The organism is Citrobacter europaeus (assembly GCA_020099315.1).
Classification (GTDB): Bacteria; Pseudomonadota; Gammaproteobacteria; order Enterobacterales; family Enterobacteriaceae; genus Citrobacter; species Citrobacter europaeus.
This window is the reverse complement of sequence record CP083650.1, coordinates 136,427-159,480: the sequence shown is the minus strand read 5'-3', so window position 1 is coordinate 159,480 and position 23,054 is coordinate 136,427. Positions and strand designations below refer to the sequence as shown.

Sequence of the window (23,054 nt, the reverse complement as noted above, 5' to 3'; positions counted from 1 at the left end):
CACGCCACCGTTAAGACACAGAGAATTTTAAAATTCCTGAGAAAAATGAAAAGGCTGGAAGCAAATGTCAAAAGTTGAATTCACTTACCAGGCGGCTTTCCCACTGGGGGAAGACAAAACTGAGTACTACCTGCTGACATCCGATCACGTCAGCGTCGGCGAGTTTGAAGGCGAAACAATTCTGAAAGTAGCCCCTGAAGCACTTACGCTACTGGCCCAGCAAGCCTTCCACGATGCCTCCTTCATGCTCCGCCCTGAACACCAACAGCAAGTCGCCTCAATTCTCCATGATCCCGAAGCCAGCGAAAACGATAAGTACGTGGCGCTGCAGTTCCTGAGAAACTCCGAAATCGCCGCCAAAGGCGTGTTGCCAACCTGCCAGGACACCGGTACGGCAATTATCATGGGTAAAAAAGGCCAGCGCGTGTGGACCGGCGGCGGCGATGAAGCGGCCCTCTCCAAAGGCGTATTTAATACCTATATCGAAGATAACCTGCGCTACTCGCAAAACGCGGCGCTGGATATGTACAAAGAAGTGAATACCGGCACCAATCTGCCCGCGCAAATCGACCTGTACAGCGTGGACGGTGACGAATACAAATTCCTGTGCGTGGCTAAAGGCGGTGGTTCAGCGAACAAAACCTACCTGTATCAGGAAACCAAAGCGCTGCTGACTCCCGGCAAACTGAAAAACTTCCTGGTTGAGAAAATGCGCACGCTGGGTACCGCAGCTTGCCCGCCGTACCACATCGCCTTCGTCATTGGCGGCACGTCAGCGGAAAGCACCCTTAAAACGGTGAAGCTGGCCAGCACGCATTACTATGACGCACTGCCGACTGAAGGTAATGCTCACGGCCAGGCGTTTCGCGATCTACAACTGGAACAGGAACTGCTGGAAGAAGCGCAAAAACTCGGCCTCGGCGCCCAGTTTGGCGGGAAATACTTCGCGCACGATATCCGCGTGATCCGCCTGCCTCGCCACGGCGCGTCCTGCCCGGTCGGTATGGGCGTCTCTTGCTCCGCAGATCGTAACATTAAGGCCAAGATTAACCGCGAAGGGATTTGGATCGAAAAACTGGAACATAACCCAGCTCAGTACATTCCGGAATCCCTGCGCCAGGCGGGCGAAGGTGAAGTGGTTAAAGTTGACCTCAACCGCCCAATGAAAGAGATCCTCTCCCAGCTCTCTCAGTACCCGGTCTCTACCCGCCTGTCGCTGAGTGGCACCATCATTGTTGGTCGCGATATTGCTCACGCGAAGCTGAAAGAACGTATTGAGTCCGGCGAAGGCCTGCCGCAGTACGTGAAAGATCATCCGATCTACTACGCGGGTCCGGCCAAAACACCTGCGGGTTATCCGTCCGGCTCTTTAGGGCCAACCACCGCGGGTCGTATGGACTCCTATGTTGACCTGCTGCAGTCTCACGGCGGCAGCATGATCATGCTGGCAAAAGGTAACCGAAGCCAGCAGGTGACTGACGCCTGCCACAAACACGGCGGCTTCTATTTAGGCAGCATTGGTGGTCCGGCAGCAGTACTGGCGCAGCAGAGCATTAAGCATCTGGAATGCGTGGAATACCCGGAGCTGGGTATGGAAGCTATCTGGAAAATCGAAGTAGAAGATTTCCCGGCTTTCATTCTGGTCGATGACAAAGGCAACGATTTCTTCCAGCAAATCGTCAGCAAACAATGCGCTAACTGCGCCAGGTAACCCATTCGGCCCGGCACTGGACTGACACCTGTTTTTTTGGCGTCAGTCCAGTGATCCCCCCGGGCCAACTTTATCCCCCCATTTACTGGCGTTGAATTTTTACCGCTCACAGGGAATAGTAACCTTTTCCATTACTTGTGAATTCGCAATGCTCCGCACACTGAACCCCACAATTTTGTACTCTGGCGCGCTGTTCCTGGCGTTGATTCTTATCTACACCGGAATCTCCGCCTCGGAGAAAATAACCTGGCTGATGGAAGTCACGCCGGTCATTATTGTTGTCCCGTTGCTGCTGGTGACCGTTAAGCGCTACCCGCTGACGCCGTTGCTCTACACGCTCATTTTCTTGCACGCCATCATTCTGATGGTCGGCGGTATGTATACCTACGCTAAAGTTCCCGTCGGTTTTCAGGTTCAGGAATGGCTGGATCTCAGTCGTAACCCCTATGACAAGCTGGGTCACTTCTTCCAGGGGCTGGTGCCTGCCCTGACGGCAAGAGAGATCTTAGTGCGCGGTAGTATTGTTCGTGGCCGAAAAATGCTGGCATTTTTGGTCTGCTGCGTAGCGCTGGCGATTAGCGCAATGTATGAACTGATCGAATGGTGGGCGGCGCTGGCAATGGGCCAGGGGGCGGATGATTTTCTTGGTACGCAGGGCGACCCGTGGGATACCCAGTCAGATATGTTCTGCGCTCTGCTCGGCGCATTGACAACGGTGCTGTTATTGGCTGGCTGGCACAACAGACAGTTAAAAACTGCCGGATAGCGCTCACGCTTATCCGGCAGTCTGCCCTACCCATTACGAGATTTGATAACCAGAATCGGCAAGGCGAACAACAGGGTCAGAAAGTTCGCCATGCTGACGGCAGTATCTTCAATCAATAATCCGTAAATCAGCCACAAAACCAGCCCACACACAAACATCACATACATTAAACCGGAGATACCCTGCGTGTTGCGGGTGGTAATGACCTTAATCGCTTGCGGTAAGAAAGAGAGCGTCGTCAGGCAGGCTGCCAAATACCCAATCCACGAATGCCATTCCATAGTTACGCCTTCATATCGCCTGGAGCGGCTACCGCAATAGCCGGGATATCCGGTTGCTCATCGTGCTGCGGCACCTTACGGTACTTATCCAATAAATGGATCTGGATCCTGCGCAGCGTATCGCCGTTAAGTCGGTAAAAACGGAAATAGAGCAGCAGTGTGACGATAAAAAACAATGTGGGCAGGACAATCATAATGAACTGCATTCCGAGGATTGTTTCCGCTGATTGAGGCATATTGGGTACGTAACCAATCAGCCCAAGTACCACTGCAATGAAGAATGCTGCAAACGCTGATCCCCCTTTAACCACCATGGTCTGAACCGAATAGGCAATACTCTCACAGCGAATATTGAATTTGTATTCACCGTAATCGACGGTGTCCGCCACCATAATGACCTGCAACACCCAGAAAAGCGCAGTACCGATATTCAGGAAAATCCCCGCGGTAACGATCAGGAAGGTATTGTGGTACTCCGCCAGAGCCATAATCAGCAATACGCCTGCGCTCAAAACAGGCATCACAGAAGCGCCAGCCCAGAGTATTCGACGAGAAAGCGCTTTCGCCAGGCGTGGGAAGAGGATCAGCGTTAATAAATTCGCTGCGCCGGCATATGACAGGTAATACGGGAAAAGATCTGCATCGCCAATAACATAGGTAAAATAGTAGATCGCAAATCCGGTGATAATATTGGCCGCAACATTGTAAGCCAGCGCCATCCCTAACAGGCATGAAAGCTGATCGTTTTTGTAAATCAGCCCGAGAATCGTTTTTAGCGGTAGACGACTGCTGTCCGCCGTTGCCTCGCTGTCGGAGGAATAAACTTCATGAACGTTGCGTAATGTGACGAGCGTCGACGCGATGAAGAATGCAATCAGCACCAACGTAAACATCTGGAAACCGAAGCCGCGATCGGCACCGCCAACATAGCTCACAAAAGGCAGCGTCACGCCCGCGGTGACAAACCCGGCAAGGCTGGCGAAGAAACGGGGGAACGGCACCAGTTGTTCACGCTCGCGTTTATCCAGCGTAATGGTGGGGACCAGCGACCAGAATGGAATATCCATAATGGTGTAAGTCATCCCCCATAATATATACGTCACACAAACAAATACGATTTGCGCCGTCCCCTCAAACAGGTGTGCGCTAAAAAGCAAAAACAGCACCAACGAGTTCGCCAACGTGCCGAGTAAGATCCAGGGTTTAAATTTTCCCCAACGCGACCGGGTAGCATTCACTATCCAACCCATCACCGGATCGTTAAACGCATTCCATATTTTTGCCACCAGGAACAACGTTCCAACGACGCCTACCGATAATCCCACCACGTCGGTGTAGTAATACATCAGGTACATGTACACGATACCGATGGCGAAATCCTTACCAAACGCTCCAAATCCATAACTGAGTTTTGTTGTCAGAGAGATGCTCATAGGGTATCGGGTCGCTGTTACCAGCGCCCGCCTTCTGTAAGAGGAAACGTCAGAGGTTAAACGCCGGATGCTCTGCCCGGCTTGATTGTGTGTTAACGGTGTAACCAGGCCGGCAGCCAGTCGCCGTGAGACGCGATCAGGTCATCAACCAGCGCATAAATCTCCTCAATCCCCAATACCGCAGCGGTATGCGGATCCATCATCGCCGCGTGATAAACACGATCGCGATTTTCTGTCAGGATGGCTTCCGTCAGCAGAGTCTGAACATTGATATTAGTTTGCATCATAGCCGCCAAATGCGACGGGAGAGTACCCACCTTCGTTGGCTGGATACCATTCGCATCGACCAGGCAAGCCACCTCCACACAACAGCCTTGCGGCAGGTTATCGATCAAATGGTCATTACGAACGTTGCCGTATACCACGCTCGGTTCACCGGTCCAGATAGCGTTCATGATAGTGCTGGCATATTCGCGCGACGGTTTAATATCGATTCGCGCCGCCGTTTTGTACTCCTCCAGCTCTTTGTTCCAGTTCGCCAACTGTTCCACGCAGCGTTTTGGGTACTCATCCAGTGGAACCTTATAGCGCTCAATCAGATCCTCACGCCCGGGTTTGATAAACCATGGCGTATATTCGGCGAAATGCTCCGACGACTCGGTGACGAAATAGCCGAGTTTTTTGAACATTTCATAGCGCACAATGTTCTGGCAACGCGTATTTCCGTGAATATTCGGTTTCGGCGCCTGACCGGATTCATAAGCCGCCAGCAGTTCCGGATAAAGATTCACATAGGCACCGTCAGCCGTTTTGCGCTCGAGTTCCAGATAAAACGCCATATGGTTGATCCCGGCGCAGCGATAACGCAAAGAGGCCGGGTCGATGTTCAAATCGCGGGCCAGCTCCTCCGCTGTTCCCTGCACCGAATGACACAGTCCAACCTGCTTAATATGCGGATAGCGTGCATACATTGCCCAGGTGTTCATCGCCATCGGGTTAACGTAGTTAAGCATGGTAGCCTGCGGACAAACTTCGGTCATGTCCTCGCAAATCTGCCATAAATGCGGGATAGTGCGCAGTGCGCGCATAATACCGCCAGGCCCCAACGTGTCGGCAATCGTCTGCTCCAGACCATGACGTTTACACACAGCAAAATCGGTGACGGTACATGGTTCATAACCGCCGATCTGGAAAGCCACCACCACAAAATCGGCGTCCTGTAATGCCGCTTTTTGATCGGTGTAGCAGGTGATACGTCCGGACGCGCCCGCTGAGTCCATCAACTTACGCACAACAATGTGTGACTCTTCCAGCCGAGTAGGATTAACGTCCATCAGGGCGACATGCGCAGATTTAAGCGCATCGCGATGAAAAACGTCTCCAAGGATATTTTTGACGAAAATCGTGGAACCGGCGCCGATAAAGGTAATTTTGGGTGCAGACATCATGACTCTCCAGAACATTAGTGAACACAGTCATGGTGGCACAGCGCATAGCTGAAAACTTCCGACTTCCCTGGCGAGCATTCCCATAAACTCAGATCGCCTCTTTGCCCGCTAGTGGATCTGAGTTTATGGGACAAAATTGCCCAAAAAGCAGAGTATGCGGTCCCAAAATCTCGCTATGCTCAATGATATCGGTCCGATTTGTGTCCTGATTCTCAGCCTTAATGCGCAGCAAATGACATGATTCTGATAATTCAGGAAATGGAGCAACCATGAGTACATTACCGACATCGCCTCTTCCCCCCGATCCGCACATGTGCAGTAGCGATGAAGAACAAACTCGCAGCCCATTGTCGCTGTACTCAGAATATCAACGGATGGACATTGAGCTGCGCTCACCGCATGCAATGCCTGCCAGCCACTGGCATGGGCAGGTGGAGATCAATGTGCCGTTTGATGGCGACGTCGAGTATCTTATCAACAACGAAGTGGTGCAGATAAAACAGGGACACATCACGCTATTCTGGGCCTGTACGCCGCATCAGCTCACGCGTCCAGGCAGTTGCCAAAGCATGGCTATCTTCAATTTACCGATGCACCTTTTCCTCTCCTGGCCGCTGGATCGCGAACTGATCAACCACGTTACTCATGGCATGGTCATCAAATCGCTGGCGTCGCAGCAGCTGAGCACCTTTGAAGTTCAGCGCTGGCAACAGGAACTGAGCAACCCGAACGAGCAAATTCGCCAGCTCGCCATTGATGAAATTGGTCTGATGCTCAAGCGGTTTAGCCTTTCCGGCTGGCAGCCTATCCTGGTCAATAAAACCTCGCGGACACACAAAAACAGCGTGTCCCGGCACGCCCAGTTTTACGTCAGCCAAATGCTGAGTTTTATTGCCGATAACTACGACCAGGCGCTCACGATCAACGACGTCGCGGAGCACGTGAAGCTCAACGCCAACTACGCAATGGGGATTTTCCAGCGCGTGATGCAACTCACCATGAAGCAGTACATCACAGCGATGCGCATCAATCACGTCCGCGCATTGCTTAGCGATACCGATAAAACCATTCTCGACGTTGCGTTAACCGCCGGATTCCGATCCAGTAGCCGTTTTTATGACACCTTCAGCAAATTTGTCGGCATGTCGCCGCAGCAGTACCGCAAACTGAGCCAGCAGCGTCGGCAAACAATGGCTGGCTGATATCATTCGCCAATATCAGTATCAGCCAAAAAAATATTCCCCCTGTCGATAAACGGCGGTGAAAAACCGCCAACAAGCGAACATAACCGATTGTTTAAAAACAAATTAAATACAAATCAGCCTATTTTTCATCCGCTTTACAGCTCATTTTGTCAGGATAATACTTGCCTGCGTCACATTCATACGGTGTGTCTGCAATCCATAAATTGCAACCTTTCCACAACCGGGTAAAAGATGATGAAAGTATTAATTGTTGAAAGTGAGTTTCTGCATCAGGACACCTGGATCGGTAGCGCTGTCGAACGTCTGGCTGACGCATTAAGCCGCCAAAATGTTACCGTCATTAAGTCCACCTCATTCGACGATGGTTACGCAATCCTCGCCGCCAATGAAGCCATTGATTGCCTGATGTTCAGCTATCAAATGGAACAACAAGACGAGCACCTGAACGTCAGGCAATTGATCGGCAAGCTCCACGAGCGCCAGCAAAACGTTCCCGTTTTCCTGCTGGGCGATCGCGAAAAAGCCACCGCATCGCTGGATCGCGACCTGCTGGAGCTTGTCGATGAATTCGCCTGGATTCTGGAAGATACCGCAGACTTTATCGCCGGGCGTGCCGTTGCGGCGATGACCCGTTACCGCCAGCAGCTTCTGCCGCCGTTGTTTAGCGCGCTGATGAAGTACGGCGACATCCATGAATACTCCTGGGCCGCGCCAGGCCACCAGGGCGGCGTCGGATTCACCAAAACGCCGGCCGGTCGTTTTTACCATGATTATTACGGCGAAAATTTATTCCGTAGCGACATGGGTATCGAACGCGCATCCCTTGGCTCGCTGCTGGATCACACCGGCGCGTTTGGCGAGAGCGAAAAATATGCCGCCCGCGTGTTTGGCGCTGACCGCTCCTGGTCCGTTGTGGTCGGGACTTCCGGCTCTAACCGCACCATTATGCAGGCTTGCATGACCGACAACGACGTCGTGGTGCTGGATCGTAACTGCCACAAATCTATTGAGCAGGGGCTAATCCTTACCGGAGCAAAACCGGTGTACATGGTGCCAAGCCGCAACCGGTACGGCATTATCGGGCCTATCTACCCGCAGGAAATGCAGCCTGAAACGTTACAGAAAAAAATCAGCGAAAGCCCGCTGACCAAAGGCAAAGTCGGGCAAAAACCGTCTTACAGCGTGGTGACCAACTGTACCTATGACGGTGTTTGTTATAACGCCAAAGAGGCTCAGGACCTGCTCGCGCAAACCAGCGATCGCATCCACTTCGATGAGGCCTGGTACGGCTATGCCCGCTTCAACCCAATTTATGCCGATCACTACGCCATGCGTGGCGCGCCGGGCGATCATAACGGTCCTACCGTTTTTGCCACCCACTCGACCCACAAACTGCTGAATGCGCTCTCTCAGGCATCTTACATTCACGTCCGTGAAGGTCGTGGGGCCGTGAACTTCTCACGCTTCAACCAGGCGTACATGATGCACGCCACCACCTCTCCGCTGTATGCCATTTGCGCATCAAACGACGTGGCGGTTTCCATGATGGACGGCAACAGCGGTCTGTCGCTGACTCAGGAAGTGATCGACGAAGCGGTCGATTTCCGTCAGGCCATGGCACGGTTGTATAAAGAATTCACCGCCGAAGGCGACTGGTTCTTCAAACCGTGGAACAAAGAAGTGGTAACCGATCCGCAGACCGGCAAAACCTATGACTTTGCCGATGCGCCAACCCAACTCCTGACCACTGACCAGAACTGCTGGGTGATGCGTCCGGGTGAATCCTGGCACGGGTTTAAAGACCTGCCGGATAACTGGAGCATGCTGGACCCGATCAAAGTCAGCATTCTGGCGCCGGGGATGGGCGACGATGGCGAACTGGAAGAGAGCGGCGTACCGGCAGCGTTGGTCACCGCCTGGCTTGGCCGCCACGGTATCGTACCGACCCGAACCACTGATTTCCAGATTATGTTCCTGTTCTCAATGGGGATTACTCGTGGGAAATGGGGCACGCTAATCAACACCCTGTGCTCATTCAAACACCATTACGATGCCAATACACCGCTGGCGCAGGTGATGCCGGAACTGGTTGAGGAACATCCTGAAACTTACGCCAGTATGGGCATTCACGATCTGGGCGACACCATGTTTGCCTGGCTGAAAGAGAACAACCCTGGCAGCCGACTCAACGCGGCCTACTCCGGCCTGCCTGTTGCTGACATCACCCCGCGTGAAGCCTATAACGCGATAGTCAGCGATAACGTTGAGATGGTCGCCATTGAAAATCTGCCGGGTCGTATAGCGGCGAATTCCGTGATTCCTTACCCACCGGGAATTCCAATGCTGCTGTCCGGGGAAAACTTTGGCGACGCCAATAGCCCGCAGATTAGTTATCTACGTTCGTTGCAGTCCTGGGACCACCACTTCCCTGGATTTGAACATGAAACCGAAGGAACGGAAATTATTGACGGTGTTTATCACGTCATGTGCGTGAAAGCATAATGTCGCTTTATAGATAGTCCGATGTTTAAGGTAGACATGTGATTCTTGAGTAATTCCTGAGTATTGCTGCAAAACAATAACATTGTCATACCTTTTTGCGCGGGACCACCCCGCGCTTTTTTTTATACGCAAATAGCACGTTTCCACTTGCGTACAAAATTGTGTACATAAGAAAAATCCCGCAAACATTGTAATTAATTTCAGACACGTTATTTTATTGCAGTCCTGGTTTCATCATACAATTTAAATTTAGCCGATATGGTTCATCTGATGATGGGCTACGGTGTTTTATGTTCATATTCCTGGAGTTTGGGTATGAGGGTTTGCAGCAGAGCAGCTTGTGTTGTTGTATTAGCGGAGAAGGATGTTTGGTTAAGGATTAACGGTAAAGAAGCCATCAGCTTAAAAACTAATCATATGGCGTTGGTGGCATGCGATAATAATATTATCGATTTCTCATCACTTAATAACGCACTGGTCGTACATATCAGTCGCGATATCATTAAAGACTATCTGCGATTTTTAAATAAAGACCTTTCACAGATTCCACTCTGGCAACGGAGTGCCAACCCAGTGATGACCGCCGCGTGTCTGACGCCGGATGTCTTCCGTGTTGCCGCCCAACATAGCGTTATGGACACAGTGGACGAAGGTGAAAGTGAGCGCACACGCTCGCTACTGTTCACGGTGTTATCACGTTTTCTCGGCAGCAAAAAGTTTATTTCTCTGCTCATGCATATACTACGTAGTCGTATCAGCGACAGCGTCTATCACATTATTGAGAGCGATATACATAAAGACTGGAATTTAAGCATGGTCGCCAGTTGCTTATGCCTGAGTCCCAGTTTGTTAAAGAAAAAGCTCAAAAGTGAAAATACAAGTTACAGCCAAATAATTACCACATGTCGCATGCGTTATGCCGTCAATCAGTTATTGATGGACGGCAAAAACATTTCCCAGGTATCTCAACTGTGCGGATATAACAGTACTTCATACTTTATTTCTGTATTCAAAGAGTTCTATGGAATGACGCCACTGCATTATGTCAGTCAACATAGGGAGCCATCCGCTGCCTGATTTTTAATCAGATAGCGATAAGCCATAATAATATCAGCATTAGCGATACCCCCAGTCCGTCACCATAAAATAGTCTTCTGAAGAGGTATGATTAAGCGTCATTTATCCTTATCAGGAGTTAAAAAATATGTCGACGGATGCTGATGCTCACAAAGTGGGCTTAATCCCCGTCACCCTTATGGTGTCGGGGAATATTATGGGTTCCGGTGTATTCCTGCTACCCGCAAACCTTGCGTCAACTGGCGGGATTGCAATCTACGGATGGTTGGTCACTATTATCGGTGCTTTAGCACTGTCGATGGTGTACGCAAAAATGTCGTCCTTAGACTCCAGTCCCGGTGGTTCTTATGCTTATGCCCGCCGCTGTTTCGGTCCTTTTTTAGGCTATCAGACCAACGTGCTGTACTGGCTGGCGTGCTGGATTGGTAACATCGCCATGGTGGTCATTGGCGTCGGTTATCTGAGCTACTTCTTCCCCATCTTAAAAGATCCGCTGGTCCTGACGCTGACCTGCGTCGTGGTGCTGTGGATCTTCGTATTGCTGAACATTGTCGGACCGAAAATGATCACCCGTGTGCAGGCCGTCGCAACGGTACTGGCGCTGGTGCCAATTGTCGGTATTGCCGTTTTCGGCTGGTTCTGGTTCCGCGGTGAAACCTATATGGCGGCCTGGAACGTCAGCGGCATGAACACCTTCGGCGCGATTCAAAGCACTCTGAACGTCACCTTGTGGTCATTTATCGGGGTGGAAAGCGCCTCCGTCGCGGCAGGCGTGGTTAAAAATCCCAAACGTAACGTGCCTATCGCCACTATGGGCGGCGTGCTGATTGCCGCCGTGTGCTATGTGCTCTCCACCACGGCGATTATGGGTATGATCCCTAACGCGGCGCTGCGTGTTTCAGCTTCTCCGTTCGGTGATGCCGCACGTATGGCGCTGGGTGACACCGCAGGGGCGATTGTCTCCTTCTGTGCCGCGGCCGGGTGCCTTGGTTCTCTGGGCGGCTGGACGCTACTTGCCGGGCAAACCGCCAAAGCGGCAGCCGATGACGGCCTGTTCCCACCCATTTTTGCCCGCGTGAACAAAGCTGGTACGCCAGTTGCCGGATTAATTATCGTCGGCATCCTGATGACCATCTTCCAGTTCAGCAGTATGTCGCCGAACGCAGCGAAAGAGTTTGGTCTGGTCTCTTCGGTCTCCGTTATCTTCACCCTGGTGCCGTATCTTTACACCTGCGCCGCGCTGCTGCTGCTCGGCCATGGCCACTTCGGTAAAGCGCGTCCGATGTACTTACTGGTGACCTTTATCGCCTTTGTCTACTGCATCTGGGCGGTAGTCGGTTCCGGCGCCAAAGAGGTGATGTGGTCGTTCGTTACGCTGATGATCATCACCGCGCTGTACGCACTGAACTACAATCGGATCCATAAAAACCCGTATCCACTGGATGCCCCGGTAAACAATAACTAACGCAAACAGTCGTCAGCCCGATGGCATAGGATCATCGGGCTGACGCCTTCCCCCCGTTATTCTTGAAATCAACATTAAGAACTTAAGGTTGGCTTAATTTTACTTTGAGAGGATTTGCGCCACTTAGTCGATGGAACCCCCTTAATGTTAAAGCTCCTGTTTAAAAGGCCCACTCTCGGGCTCATCAGTTGGCTTCTGCTGATCTCATTTTATCTTGCGACTTTCCTGAACATTGCGTTCTATAAACAAGTTCTGCAAGACCTGCCACTGGACTCCGTGCGCAACGTGCTGGTGTTTTTATCAATGCCGATCGTCGCATTTAGCGTCATGAATATTGTGCTGACGCTGGCCTCATTCCTGTGGCTAAATCGCCTGGTGGCGTGCATTTTCATTCTGGTTGGCGCATCGGCTCAATATTTCATCATGACCTACGGCATCATCATCGACCGCTCGATGATCGCCAACATGATGGACACCACGCCCGCTGAAACCTTCGCTTTGCTGACGCCGCAAATGCTCATCACACTCGGGGTGAGCGGCATTCTGGCCGCGCTCATTGCCTGCTGGGTCAGAATCAAGCCTATTACTCCGGCGCTGCGCAGCGTACTGTTTCGTGGCGCGAACATTCTGGTCTCCGCGCTGCTGATCGTGCTGGTCGCCGCGTTCTTCTATAAAGATTACGCCTCGCTGTTTCGCAACAATAAAGAACTGGTGAAATCCCTCAGCCCATCTAACAGCATTGTGGCGACGTCTTCCTGGTATTCGCATCAGAGGCTGGCCCATCTGCCGCTGGTGCGCATTGGTGAAGATGCCCATCGCAATCCGTTGATGGTGAAAGAAAAACGTAAGAACCTGACGATTGTGGTTCTCGGCGAGACCTCACGCGGCGATAACTTCTCGCTATCCGGCTATTCGCGCCAGACCAACCCGCGGCTGGAAAAAGATGATGTGGTCTATTTCCCCCACACCACTTCCTGCGGAACGGCGACGGCGGTGTCGGTGCCCTGCATGTTCTCCGATATGCCGCGCGCGCACTACGACGAGGAACTGGCGCAGCATCAGGAAGGCGTGCTCGACATTATTCAACGGGCGGGAATTAACGTGCTGTGGAACGATAACGACGGCGGCTGCAAAGGGGCTTGTGATCGGGTACCGCACCAGAATATGACTAAGCTGAACCTGCCAGGGCAGTGTATTGACGGTGAATGCTACGATGACGTGCTGTTCCACGGGCTGGAAGAGTACATCAATAACCTGCAAGGCGACGGGGTGATTGTGCTGCACACCATCGGCAGCCACGGTCCGACCTATTACAACCGCTATCCTGCGCAGTTCAAGAAATTTACGCCAACCTGCGACACCAACGAAATCCAGACCTGTTCACAGCAACAGTTGGTCAATACTTACGACAACACCATTCTTTACGTTGACTATATTGTTGATAAAGCAATCAATATACTGAAAGAGCACCAGGATAATTTCACCACCAGCCTGGTTTATCTTTCCGATCACGGCGAATCCTTAGGGGAAAATGGCGTCTATTTACACGGCCTGCCGTATTCGATTGCGCCAGATACGCAAAAACATGTGCCGATGCTGCTGTGGCTCTCAGAAGATTATCAGCAACGCTATCAGGTCTCTCAGACATGTTTGCAAAAACGGGCAAGCTCAGAGAATTTCTCGCAGGATAATCTCTTCTCCACCCTGCTGGGATTAACGGGCGTGCAAACACAGAAATATCAGGCGGCAGATGATATTCTGCAACCCTGCCGGGGAGGCTAAACGAATGAAAATTCTGATTGTTGAAGACGATACGTTGTTATTACAGGGACTGATACTCGCCGCGCAAACAGAAGGTTATGCCTGTGACGGCGTATCAACGGCCCGTGCAGCAGAGCAGTGTCTGGAGACCGGACATTACAGCCTGGTGGTTCTGGACCTGGGTTTACCGGATGAAGACGGCCTGCATTTCCTGAACCGCATCAGGCAGAAAAAATACACCGTGCCGGTGCTTATTCTCACCGCGCGCGACACGGTGAAAGACAGGGTCAGCGGGCTGGACGTGGGTGCCGATGACTATCTGGTCAAACCCTTCGCGCTGGAAGAACTGCACGCCCGCATCCGGGCGCTGCTGCGTCGTCATAACAATCAGGGCGAAAGTGAATTAATTGTCGGCAATCTGACGCTGAATATCGGTCGTCGCCAGGTGTGGATGGATGGACAAGAGGTCATCTTAACGCCGAAAGAATACGCGCTCCTGTCACGCCTGATGCTCAAAGCCGGCAGCCCGGTACACCGGGAAATCCTGTATAACGACATCTACAGCTGGGATAACGAACCGTCGACCAATACGCTGGAAGTACACATTCACAACCTGCGTGACAAAGTGGGCAAATCACGGATCCGCACGGTCAGGGGATTTGGCTATATGCTGGTTGCCACTGAGGAAAGCTAAGTGAAGCTGCTGCAATTTCTAAAACAACCGCTCCCGCTTCGTCATCGCCTGATGCTGACGATCGGTCTTATTCTGCTGGTCTTTCAGTTGATAAGCACCTTCTGGTTGTGGCACGAAAGCACCGAGCAAATACAGTTGTTCGAGCAGGCGTTACGCGAAAATAGAAATAACGATCGCCACATCCTGCATGAAATCCGCGAAGCCATCGCCAGCCTGATCGTCCCCGGCATCTTTATGGTCAGCCTGACGCTGCTGATTTGTTACCAGGCGGTACGGCGAATCACTCGCCCACTGGCGGATCTGCAAAAAGAGTTAGAAACGCGGGCCGCCGATAACCTGGCGCCGATTGAAGTTCACAGTTCAACCGTTGAGATCCAGGCGGTCGTCTCAGCGCTCAACGAGCTGGTAACGCGGCTCACCACCACTATCGAAAACGAACGCTTATTTACCGCCGATGTCGCCCACGAACTGCGTACACCGCTGTCGGGCGTTCGCCTGCATCTGGAATTACTGTCAAAAGCCCATAAGGTCGACGTTACGCCGTTAATTGCCCGTCTTGACCAAATGATGGACAGCGTGTCGCAACTGCTGCAACTTGCCCGCGTCGGACAGTCGTTTTCGGCCGGGAGCTACCAGCACGTCAAACTGCTGGAGGACGTTATTCTGCCCTCCTACGATGAACTCAGCACCATGCTGGAGCTGCGCCAGCAGACGTTGCTCCTGCCGCAAAGCGCGGCGGACGTTGTCGTACGTGGCGATGCTACGCTATTGCGAATGTTACTGAGAAACCTGGTAGAAAACGCGCATCGTTACAGTCCGGAAGGCACTAATATTACGATTAGCCTGAATACCGGGCATGATGCCGTCCTGGCCGTTGAAGATGAAGGACCCGGCATTGATGAAAGTAAATGCGGGGAGTTGAGCAAAGCGTTTGTGCGTATGGACAGCCGTTTTGGCGGGATTGGGCTGGGGCTGAGCATTGTCAGTCGTATCACCCAGTTACATCACGGGCATTTCTATTTGCAAAATCGTCAGGGAACCACCGGCACTCGCGCCTGGGTGGAATTAGCGAAAGGTCAGTAAGAACTCACCCATACGTACAAAAAGCTGCTGACGATCAGCAGGCTGCACACGGTGGTCAAACTTTCATAAATGCGGGTTTTCATAACACTCTCCTCCGATACTATGGAGGAGAGTTTGCCAGACACAGATTAAGTCAACCTTAAGGCATGACCTACAGAAAAAGGTTACTCATCGATACGTGGATGCTGCTGCACCAGGCGCGTACGCTTGAGCTGCAGATCGGCAATTTCCTGATCGATATCTTCGATTTTCTGCTCGATATTATCGTAGTGCTCGCCAAGGATCTCTTTCGCTTCCTGAATATCCGAAGCGGCAGGCGTGGCCCCTTTCAGCGGTTGATTGGCGGTCTCTTTCATGGTCATGCCGGTAATTAAACCAATCACCGCAATCACCATCAGATAATAAGCAGGCATCATCAGATTCTGCGAGCTTTCCACCAACCATGCAGCCAATGTCGGAGTCAGACCGGCGATCAATACCGAGATATTAAACGCGGCGGCCAGCGCACTGTAGCGAATATGCGTCGGGAACATCGCCGGTAACGTTGACGCCATCACCCCGGTAAAGCAGTTGAGGATCACCGCCAACATCAACAATCCGGCGAAAATCAGGCCGATGACGTTACTGTTAATCAGAATAAATGCCGGAATCGCCAACACAAACAGCGCAATACTGCCCATGATCACAAACGGACGACGCCCGAAGCGGTCGCTGAGCAAACCCATAATCGGCTGCACAAACAGCATACCAATCATGATGGCGATAATAATCAACACGCCGTGGTCTTCAGAGTAATGCAGGTTATGCGACAGATAACTCGGCATATAGGTGAGCAGCATGTAGTAGGTAACGTTAGTGGCAATCACCAGACCAACACATGCCAACAGGCTACGCCAGTGTTTGGTCGCAATCTCTTTAAACGAGACCTTAGGACCTTCCTGCAGCCCCTGACGATCGCCCTGCTCCAGTTTATCCACGTGCTGCTGGAACGCCGGCGTCTCTTCCAGCGCATGACGCAGGTACAGACCAATCAGCCCTAACGGTAGCGCCAGGAAGAACGGAATACGCCAGCCCCACTCAAGGAAGTTGTCCTCGCCGACGATAGTTGAAATCAGGACCACCACGCCCGCACCCAGCACAAACCCGGCAATTGAGCCGAAGTCCAGCCAGCTGCCCATAAACCCGCGCTTACGGTCTGGCGAGTACTCTGCGACAAAAATCGACGCCCCGGTATACTCTCCGCCGACCGAGAACCCCTGCGCCATCTTACACAGCAACAGCAGAATCGGCGCCCAGATACCAATCGAGGCATACGAGGGAATAAGACCGATACAGAAGGTACTTATCGACATAATCACAATGGTGATAGCGAGTATCTTCTGACGACCGTATTTATCGCCAAGCATACCGAAGAACAATCCGCCAAGCGGTCGAATCAGAAAGGGAACAGAGAAAGTAGCAAGTGCGGCAACCATCTGCACGCTGGGGTCAGCCCCCGGGAAGAACACTTTACCTAATGCGTAAGCAACAAACCCATAAACACCAAAATCAAACCACTCCATCGCATTACCTAACGACGCCGCGGTAATGGCTTTTCGCAATTTACCGTCATCAATGATGGTAACGTCGCGCAGCGTTATTGGTTTTATTTTTTTCCTTTTTAACATACCCGTCCTCATAGACTTAGCCCTGTCACGCTACAGTTCGAGTCCCCTAACGCCCATGCGTCAGGGTCATCACCGAGCGGGGAACGCACAGACGCATTCCCTGTAACAAGCGTAGCAGGTTTACTTACACTGACGAGAAACACGCAGTACAACCGAACCTGTTGACGCCTGATTGGGCGGTTAATGACCTCTTTACCCTAACAGTGTTTAAATTTGTGATCAACTTCACATATAGTTTTCCATTTCGTCAACCTGCGTAAATCAGGTCATTCTGAGTCAACTTTTTTACATGTCATGCTTGCGATTTGCTGGCAATTAAATACAAGAATAAATCGCTTTGTTGCGCCAACAATCACAATAGTCACTATTATTCTGCTAGCAAAAAAATCACCTAATCCCTTCACAAAAAGATCACAGCTTTTTTAATAATCAGAGCGTTTAAGAAATTTTGCGCGGAATATGTGATGAAGATAACTAAAACATCGTTTTATTTTGATTGAATCAACGTTCCCATGAATGCACACTAATTCCAGACGCAATATCCCTGGGAGCAGCAACACGCTCAACGTATGCCGCGTTAGATTTTATAAAACAAAGAGATAGCGATTTTCTTTGTTAAAAGACATTAGTAACCATTTGAATTTATTAATTTTTACTTTCTTGCGCGAGTATTAGCTGCGACAAGACATGAGGACGTTTATGAAAATTAAAGCCACGATTGAACGCATCCCCGGCGGAATGATGTTGATTCCCCTGTTATTAGGCGCAGTGTTAAATACGTTAGCTCCGGATACCGGTGCGTATTTCGGTTCGTTTACCAAAGGAATGATCAGCGGAACGGTACCGATTCTGGCTGTATGGTTTTTTTGTATCGGTGCATCTATTGATTTACGGGCAACCGGCACGGTATTACGCAAGTCCGGTACGTTGGTAATAACCAAAATAGCCGTGGCGTGGGTAGTGGCAATGATTGCTGCTTCCTTTATTCCTGATACCGGTATTCAAACCGGGTTCTTTGCCGGTCTTTCCGTACTGGCAATTGTTTCAGCGATGGACATGACCAACGGCGGTTTGTACGCCAGCCTGATGAACCAGTATGGAACCAAAGAAGAGTCCGGCGCATTTGTGTTGATGTCTCTGGAGTCCGGTCCGTTAATGACCATGGTGATCCTCGGCTCCGCAGGTCTGGCCTCCTTCGAGCCACACCATTTTATCGGCGCGGTATTACCCTTCCTGATTGGTTTTACGTTGGGTAACCTGGATCACGACCTGCGTTCTTTCTTCAGCAAAGCCACACCGGTGCTGATCCCGTTCTTCGGCTTCGCGTTGGGCAACACAATTAACCTGAGCGTAATCGTTGATACAGGCCTGCTGGGTATCCTGCTGGGTGTCGCGGTTATCGTTATCACCGGTATCCCACTGATTATTGCTGACCGCGTTATTGGCGGTGGGAACGGTACAGCGGGCGTAGCCGCCTCTTCCGCAGCAGGCGCTGCGGTAGCAAACCCGGTGATTATCGCCCAGATTAACCCGGCGTTCGAACCGGTTGCCGCATCCGCAACGGCGCTGGTTGCCGCCAGCGTGATTGTCACCGCCATTCTGGTGCCGATTATCACCGCGCTGTATGCCAAACGTTTTAATAAAAATCTGGTCGTCAATGAGGCTGCGGCAACCCCGGCAGACTCCCTGCACCACTAAACCTGCCTTTATCCCACTCACCGTTCCTGCTCAATTGATGAGCGGGGACGGTGCAAAAATCTCCTCAACCATCGCATCAACCAGCCGTTTAGCCGAACACAATCGCGGCATTCCCAACGCTACATTTTGCCAACGCTGCGTCACCGACCAGCTCACCGGATGACGCTGCGCATCGCACCAGTCCCCCAGCCAGCTTAACATATCGTTGTGCTCGCCCGAGCCGCCGACAACTGGCGTGCTGAGCCAATGATGATAGTAATGACGCGTGGCGGGTGCCGCATTCACGCTGTCCGCCAGCGCCTGCGCAGCCATGGTTCTCAGGTTGTCTTTTAGCATTGACACCACATCGGCATTCGCTAACCGGCAGGCGTCACCGAAGGCTCCCCAGCGTAACTCCTCCAGCGCAACAAAACAGCGTCCAGGCAACGACCAGCCGTCATACGCGCCAGCCCGCCAACGGGTAAAGATTTGCTCGCTGTGTTCGCCAGCTTGCACCGTCAGACCGCGTTGCGTCAGCGCTTTCTCTTTATAAGCACCGCGCTGGGTAAACCAGTCAGTGAGCGCACTCACCTGCTGCATCAGGCCGGGCGTGGGCAGCCCGCGAGGCTGTTCGGTTTGTTGTAAAAACCTCAGCCCTTCGGCAATGCGCACCAGCGCCAGATGACCCGGGTCGATCATGCCCGCCAGCTTCTCTACCAGCTTGAGACGCATCACCAGATGCTCGCTGGACACTCCCGCCATCACCCACGCACGCAGTTGCGTTTGGGATAATACTTCCTGCGTCAGGCGCGCACGCAGGCGCTGCTGCTGTTGCAGAAAACCGCCGGAACGTTTGGTTTCATCTCCCTGAACCAGATCGACCATAAACTTCGGGTAGACACACTCCAGCGTCCGCCCGGGGCCTTCCAGTAACACGTTAGTCATGTGTGCTCGGTTGCAAAAAGGGTATTGATATCGTCGCGCAGCAAGCGGGAATCTTCATAAAGCCATGCCGCAGTCGTAATGCGATGCTGCAACTGTTCATTCAAGGCATTCACCGCAGATTCATTTTGCTGGCGCACGGTCAGACTCTCACGCAGGCTCGCCTGTAATTGCGTCAAACACTGTGAAAAATCAGCAAAAAACGTGGCCATGCCTGCCGTAACGGAAATATCGACCTGAGCGGCTAAAGCTTTACGAATTTGTTGGCAAAACTGGGTGACGTAATGCACAAGGTTATTATGCAGTGCGCCCATATCAATGAGATAACGCGTTTTCGTTTCAACGTAATCATTCCATCCCCAGTTGGGTTGATTCAGCCAACGCGAGAAGGTATCACGCACCACGCCGCCAGGAGACGGTGTATTCTCCGCCGGAATATCCTGTTCAATGGCCTCGTTAAACAACTGGCGGGTGTTGAAGTTAAACATCGCCGCATGAAACGCCGGAAAACGGATCCGCGCCCGAAAACCCGCGTGATTCAGTTCCTCTTTCACCCGCTGTTCAATAGGGCGCATGGCATCATTAAGCGCCCGGGACAGTGTCGACTCAAGCTGTTCAAAGCGCAGGGCTAAGTCCCGGCTGATGCTTTCCTGCGCCGCCAGCAAGACCACTTCACAGGACGAACGCATTTTATCCAGCACGATTTTCGCCTGGCCTTCATCGTGCAGCACCAGCATTTCTCCGACCATTTCTGCCGAGGAGACGCCAGCCCCCAGGCCATGTTGTGACATCATCAGGACGTTTTCTTTGACAAAGAACGTGTTGATGCCGCACAAAATCTCAGTCTGTTGATCATTGAGATAGCCCGCAGCAGCCTCCAGCGCCAACTCGACCTCATGGCTGACTTCATCGCTGACCCGCCCCTGACTCACTTCTAACTGTTGCATATCCTCTTCAATATGCGTGATGTTCAGCCGCAATTTTTCATAGGCAACCGTTAATCCGTGGGAGCGAAACTCCAGATATTCGTGCGCGCTTTGTGCATAATTCAATAACTTATGCGACGCTGAGCGTAGCGCATACAGTGAAGCATTGGCGTAAGCGGCATGAATCACTTTCTGAATCGGCTGCTCAAACAGCGAATCCTCCCACAACAGATCGGCGGCATGGCGGATGTGCTCCTTATCCTCAAGATCGGTGGTGCGCCAGCGTCTGCCAAGCGCCGCTTCGGCAAAGTCCTGTACCCAGCGTTGCACCTGATGATCCGGCAGCCGCCCACGGGTCGTCAGCTCATGACGCGCCCTGTTCGCCAGATACCCCCACATCGAGGAAACTGGATAGATTCGCTCCGGGGCAATGCCGCCTTGCATCAGCGTGCCGGAAATTAACGCCCGCACCTGCTCTTCATCATCACTATTACGGTCTTTTTGATCGAACTTGTTCACCAGCGCGTATAACGGCACTGACTTACCAACCGCCATAATCGCCTGACGTACTTCTTCATCGGAAATCGACTTCAGTTGGGTGTAATCCAGCACCGCCAGCACCGCAGAAGCCCGCGCCAGCTGTTCATTCAGCATCTTTTGTAGGTGCGGTTGCCCGGCCTCATTCGGCCCTGGCGTATCCAGCAATGTTAATTGCCCCGGATAGCTCGCCTGTCCGGCCAAATGGACAAACTCAACCTCGATAACCGGAATATGCTCAATCGCGGCATAAGCGGCAAAAGGAAAATCGACCTCCAGCGCTTTTGACAAACGCACCAGGTCATTCAGGCTTTTAAGGCAATGGAAAATAGGCTGTGCGCCAAGATAATACCGTTCAAATGCCACGCCGTTTTCAATATGCTGCAGCAGGACATTCATATCCTTATCAATTTCCAGGGTCTGCGTAAGACGCTGGCGATCGCACTCGCGCACGCGCTGCTGTAAAACTTTCATTAAGGCATCAATCGGTGCGACATGTGAAAAATGCAGTACCGGCTCTTTCTGCCCCGGCGTATGGCGAATTAGCGTCGGTAACGCCGTCATGGGGCGATTACGATTAGGTAAAACTTCTGTCCCCACAATCGCATTAATCGTCGTCGATTTTCCCGCCTTCATGGTACCGACAATCGCCAGCACCATTTCCAGGCGCGTAATCTTACGCAGTTCATTATTGAGCGTTGCTTGCTGGACATCCATGCCACGCGTGCTGAAATGCATGGGTTGAACAACCTGTCGGCTATGCTCTCCTTGTTTTAGCGCGACATCATCCAACGACGTCATGGGCAATTTTTGCAATTGCCTGAGATGTTCAAGTGAGAGCATCAGCAAGCGTTCCGCTTCCTGACTTAATTCATATATTGTCTGTGTGTGCATGGAAAATTTTTCCTTAACGCAAATGGCATTGCTTTTATTTAGCCCAATCGTTTTATTTATAGATTTTTTGGCTTTTATAATTACGTGTAGAAATAATTAAAATCAAAACAACCAATTGATATTATTAAAATAAATTTGGCGTATAACCGTTGGCCTGATGCCTCTCACTTATCTAATAAGTAAGAAAGATAAACAGCGTAGTTCAGTTTTAAAAAATGCCAGTTTAATCCCCCTACTAAAATTAAGGGGGTTGGTGATATTCAATCACAATGACTTAGGCATCCGTAGGCATTGTTACCTATGAATATCAGATATTTCGCCTCACCTTATCTTAAATAACTAAGCGTAGCAATTTCCCTTAAAAAATATTCCGCCATACTTTCATTGGGGTGAAAGCAGAGGGTCTTTACAGCAGATCATTTTGCCTAATCGCGCAGTAGTCCCGACAAATGCAGGGATTTTATGTATAATTGCGGCCTTTTTCGGCAATCTGCCATTTTTTGGGCGCATTTGCCCCTGCTGACTTTTGAGGAAATCCACATGTCATTACCACACTGCCCGCAATGCAACTCCGAATACACTTACGAAGATAACGGCATGTTCATCTGCCCGGAATGCGCTCACGAATGGAACGATGCTGAACCGGCACAGGACAGCGACGAACTGATCGTTAAAGATGCCAACGGCAACCTGCTGGCTGACGGCGACAGCGTTACCGTAGTGAAAGACCTGAAGGTAAAAGGTAGCTCTTCCATGCTGAAGATCGGTACCAAAGTAAAAAACATTCGTCTGGTTGAAGGCGACCATAACATCGATTGCAAAATCGATGGCTTTGGCCCAATGAAGCTGAAATCTGAGTTTGTGAAAAAGAACTGATGCAAATTGCCTGATGGCGCTACGCTCATCAGGCTGCGCCAGCTCATCTGCCAGGCGGGAAGCTAATACTTCCCGCCTGGTTTATTTGTGCAGACAATAACTACACTTA

At 51.5% G+C, this 23,054-nt stretch carries 18 protein-coding genes; 11 read left to right on the top strand and 7 right to left on the bottom strand.

Annotated elements, in window-relative coordinates; all coding sequences use genetic code 11:
• Positions 1-64: 64 nt before the first annotated feature.
• Complete coding sequence (locus tag LA337_00705) at positions 65-1,711, top strand: fumarate hydratase (GenBank protein ID UBI16269.1); 1,647 nt, start codon at positions 65-67, stop codon at positions 1,709-1,711.
• 148 nt (positions 1,712-1,859) lie between these two features.
• The gene (locus LA337_00700) at positions 1,860-2,477 is read left to right on the top strand and encodes a DUF2238 domain-containing protein (protein UBI16268.1); all 618 of its coding nucleotides are present in this window, start codon (positions 1,860-1,862) and stop codon (positions 2,475-2,477) included.
• Between the two features lie 26 nt (positions 2,478-2,503).
• Here the strand turns inward: LA337_00700 and LA337_00695 are convergent, their stop codons facing one another.
• The 3 genes from LA337_00695 to melA all read right to left on the bottom strand — a co-directional run bounded on the left by LA337_00695 (position 2,504) and on the right by melA (position 5,639).
• Positions 2,504-2,758, bottom strand: coding sequence for a SemiSWEET transporter (locus LA337_00695; GenBank protein ID UBI16267.1), 255 nt, complete (start codon positions 2,756-2,758; stop codon positions 2,504-2,506).
• 2 nt (positions 2,759-2,760) lie between these two features.
• On the bottom strand, positions 2,761-4,191 hold the full coding sequence (gene melB, locus LA337_00690) for a melibiose:sodium transporter MelB (GenBank protein ID UBI16266.1): 1,431 nt from the start codon (positions 4,189-4,191) through the stop codon (positions 2,761-2,763).
• A gap of 92 nt (positions 4,192-4,283) precedes the next feature.
• The gene (gene melA / locus LA337_00685) at positions 4,284-5,639 is read right to left on the bottom strand and encodes an alpha-galactosidase (protein ID UBI16265.1); all 1,356 of its coding nucleotides are present in this window, start codon (positions 5,637-5,639) and stop codon (positions 4,284-4,286) included.
• 269 nt (positions 5,640-5,908) lie between these two features.
• On the opposite strand from melA, the gene melR reads away from it, so the two are divergent.
• The 7 genes from melR to pmrB all read left to right on the top strand — a co-directional run bounded on the left by melR (position 5,909) and on the right by pmrB (position 15,426).
• Complete coding sequence (gene melR / locus LA337_00680) at positions 5,909-6,841, top strand: transcriptional regulator MelR (protein ID UBI16264.1); 933 nt, start codon at positions 5,909-5,911, stop codon at positions 6,839-6,841.
• 237 nt (positions 6,842-7,078) lie between these two features.
• Positions 7,079-9,346: an arginine decarboxylase gene (gene adiA, locus LA337_00675; GenBank protein ID UBI18369.1), complete on the top strand. Its 2,268-nt coding sequence runs from the start codon at positions 7,079-7,081 to the stop codon at positions 9,344-9,346.
• Between the two features lie 315 nt (positions 9,347-9,661).
• Positions 9,662-10,423, top strand: a complete 762-nt coding sequence (locus LA337_00670; GenBank protein ID UBI18368.1) for an AraC family transcriptional regulator — start codon at positions 9,662-9,664, stop codon at positions 10,421-10,423.
• 127 nt (positions 10,424-10,550) lie between these two features.
• A complete protein-coding gene (gene adiC, locus LA337_00665) occupies positions 10,551-11,888 on the top strand; it encodes an arginine/agmatine antiporter (GenBank protein ID UBI16263.1) in 1,338 nt (445 codons plus the stop codon).
• 144 nt (positions 11,889-12,032) lie between these two features.
• Positions 12,033-13,670, top strand: a complete 1,638-nt coding sequence (gene eptA, locus LA337_00660; protein ID UBI16262.1) for a phosphoethanolamine transferase EptA — start codon at positions 12,033-12,035, stop codon at positions 13,668-13,670.
• Positions 13,671-13,674: 4 nt separating this feature from the next.
• Entirely contained in the window at positions 13,675-14,343 is a 669-nt protein-coding gene (gene pmrA / locus LA337_00655) for a two-component system response regulator PmrA (GenBank protein ID UBI16261.1), read from the top strand.
• 9 nt (positions 14,344-14,352) lie between these two features.
• Positions 14,353-15,426: a two-component system sensor histidine kinase PmrB gene (gene pmrB, locus LA337_00650; GenBank protein UBI18367.1), complete on the top strand. Its 1,074-nt coding sequence runs from the start codon at positions 14,353-14,355 to the stop codon at positions 15,424-15,426.
• On the opposite strand, the gene pmrR is transcribed toward pmrB, so the two are convergent.
• Entirely contained in the window at positions 15,420-15,509 is a 90-nt protein-coding gene (gene pmrR / locus LA337_00645) for an LpxT activity modulator PmrR (GenBank protein UBI16260.1), read from the bottom strand. The two genes, pmrB and pmrR, sit on opposite strands and share 7 nt — an antisense overlap.
• Before the next feature lie 81 nt (positions 15,510-15,590).
• Positions 15,591-17,093, bottom strand: a complete 1,503-nt coding sequence (gene proP / locus LA337_00640) for a glycine betaine/L-proline transporter ProP (protein ID UBI16259.1) — start codon at positions 17,091-17,093, stop codon at positions 15,591-15,593.
• A 699-nt stretch (positions 17,094-17,792) separates the two neighbouring features.
• Here proP and kdgT point away from each other — a divergent pair.
• On the top strand, positions 17,793-18,791 hold the full coding sequence (gene kdgT / locus LA337_00635; GenBank protein ID UBI16258.1) for a 2-keto-3-deoxygluconate transporter: 999 nt from the start codon (positions 17,793-17,795) through the stop codon (positions 18,789-18,791).
• 30 nt (positions 18,792-18,821) lie between these two features.
• Here kdgT and LA337_00630 read toward each other — a convergent pair whose 3' ends face one another.
• Both LA337_00630 and crfC read right to left on the bottom strand, forming a co-directional pair.
• Positions 18,822-19,715: a YjcZ-like family protein gene (locus LA337_00630; protein UBI16257.1), complete on the bottom strand. Its 894-nt coding sequence runs from the start codon at positions 19,713-19,715 to the stop codon at positions 18,822-18,824.
• On the bottom strand, positions 19,712-22,069 hold the full coding sequence (gene crfC / locus LA337_00625) for a clamp-binding protein CrfC (GenBank protein UBI16256.1): 2,358 nt from the start codon (positions 22,067-22,069) through the stop codon (positions 19,712-19,714). Before crfC ends, LA337_00630 begins: the two co-directional genes overlap by 4 nt.
• Positions 22,070-22,609: 540 nt before the next feature.
• Between crfC and LA337_00620 the strand changes: the two genes are divergently transcribed.
• Entirely contained in the window at positions 22,610-22,945 is a 336-nt protein-coding gene (locus tag LA337_00620) for a phnA family protein (protein ID UBI16255.1), read from the top strand.
• The last annotated feature ends 109 nt before the right edge of the window (positions 22,946-23,054 follow it).

Excerpts from the sequence above, each read along its gene's own strand:
- LA337_00705 (UBI16269.1), top strand. The coding sequence starts at position 65 with ATGTCAAAAGTTGAATTCACTTACCAGGCGGCTTTCCCACTGGGGGAA.
- LA337_00700 (UBI16268.1), top strand. The coding sequence starts at position 1,860 with ATGCTCCGCACACTGAACCCCACAATTTTGTACTCTGGCGCGCTGTTC.
- LA337_00695 (UBI16267.1), bottom strand. The coding sequence starts at position 2,758 with ATGGAATGGCATTCGTGGATTGGGTATTTGGCAGCCTGCCTGACGACG.
- melB (UBI16266.1), bottom strand. The coding sequence starts at position 4,191 with ATGAGCATCTCTCTGACAACAAAACTCAGTTATGGATTTGGAGCGTTT.
- melA (UBI16265.1), bottom strand. The coding sequence starts at position 5,639 with ATGATGTCTGCACCCAAAATTACCTTTATCGGCGCCGGTTCCACGATT.
- melR (UBI16264.1), top strand. The coding sequence starts at position 5,909 with ATGAGTACATTACCGACATCGCCTCTTCCCCCCGATCCGCACATGTGC.
- adiA (UBI18369.1), top strand. The coding sequence starts at position 7,079 with ATGAAAGTATTAATTGTTGAAAGTGAGTTTCTGCATCAGGACACCTGG.
- LA337_00670 (UBI18368.1), top strand. The coding sequence starts at position 9,662 with ATGAGGGTTTGCAGCAGAGCAGCTTGTGTTGTTGTATTAGCGGAGAAG.
- adiC (UBI16263.1), top strand. The coding sequence starts at position 10,551 with ATGTCGACGGATGCTGATGCTCACAAAGTGGGCTTAATCCCCGTCACC.
- eptA (UBI16262.1), top strand. The coding sequence starts at position 12,033 with ATGTTAAAGCTCCTGTTTAAAAGGCCCACTCTCGGGCTCATCAGTTGG.
- pmrA (UBI16261.1), top strand. The coding sequence starts at position 13,675 with ATGAAAATTCTGATTGTTGAAGACGATACGTTGTTATTACAGGGACTG.
- pmrR (UBI16260.1), bottom strand. The coding sequence starts at position 15,509 with ATGAAAACCCGCATTTATGAAAGTTTGACCACCGTGTGCAGCCTGCTG.
- proP (UBI16259.1), bottom strand. The coding sequence starts at position 17,093 with ATGTTAAAAAGGAAAAAAATAAAACCAATAACGCTGCGCGACGTTACC.
- kdgT (UBI16258.1), top strand. The coding sequence starts at position 17,793 with ATGAAAATTAAAGCCACGATTGAACGCATCCCCGGCGGAATGATGTTG.
- LA337_00630 (UBI16257.1), bottom strand. The coding sequence starts at position 19,715 with ATGACTAACGTGTTACTGGAAGGCCCCGGGCGGACGCTGGAGTGTGTC.
- crfC (UBI16256.1), bottom strand. The coding sequence starts at position 22,069 with ATGCACACACAGACAATATATGAATTAAGTCAGGAAGCGGAACGCTTG.
- LA337_00620 (UBI16255.1), top strand. The coding sequence starts at position 22,610 with ATGTCATTACCACACTGCCCGCAATGCAACTCCGAATACACTTACGAA.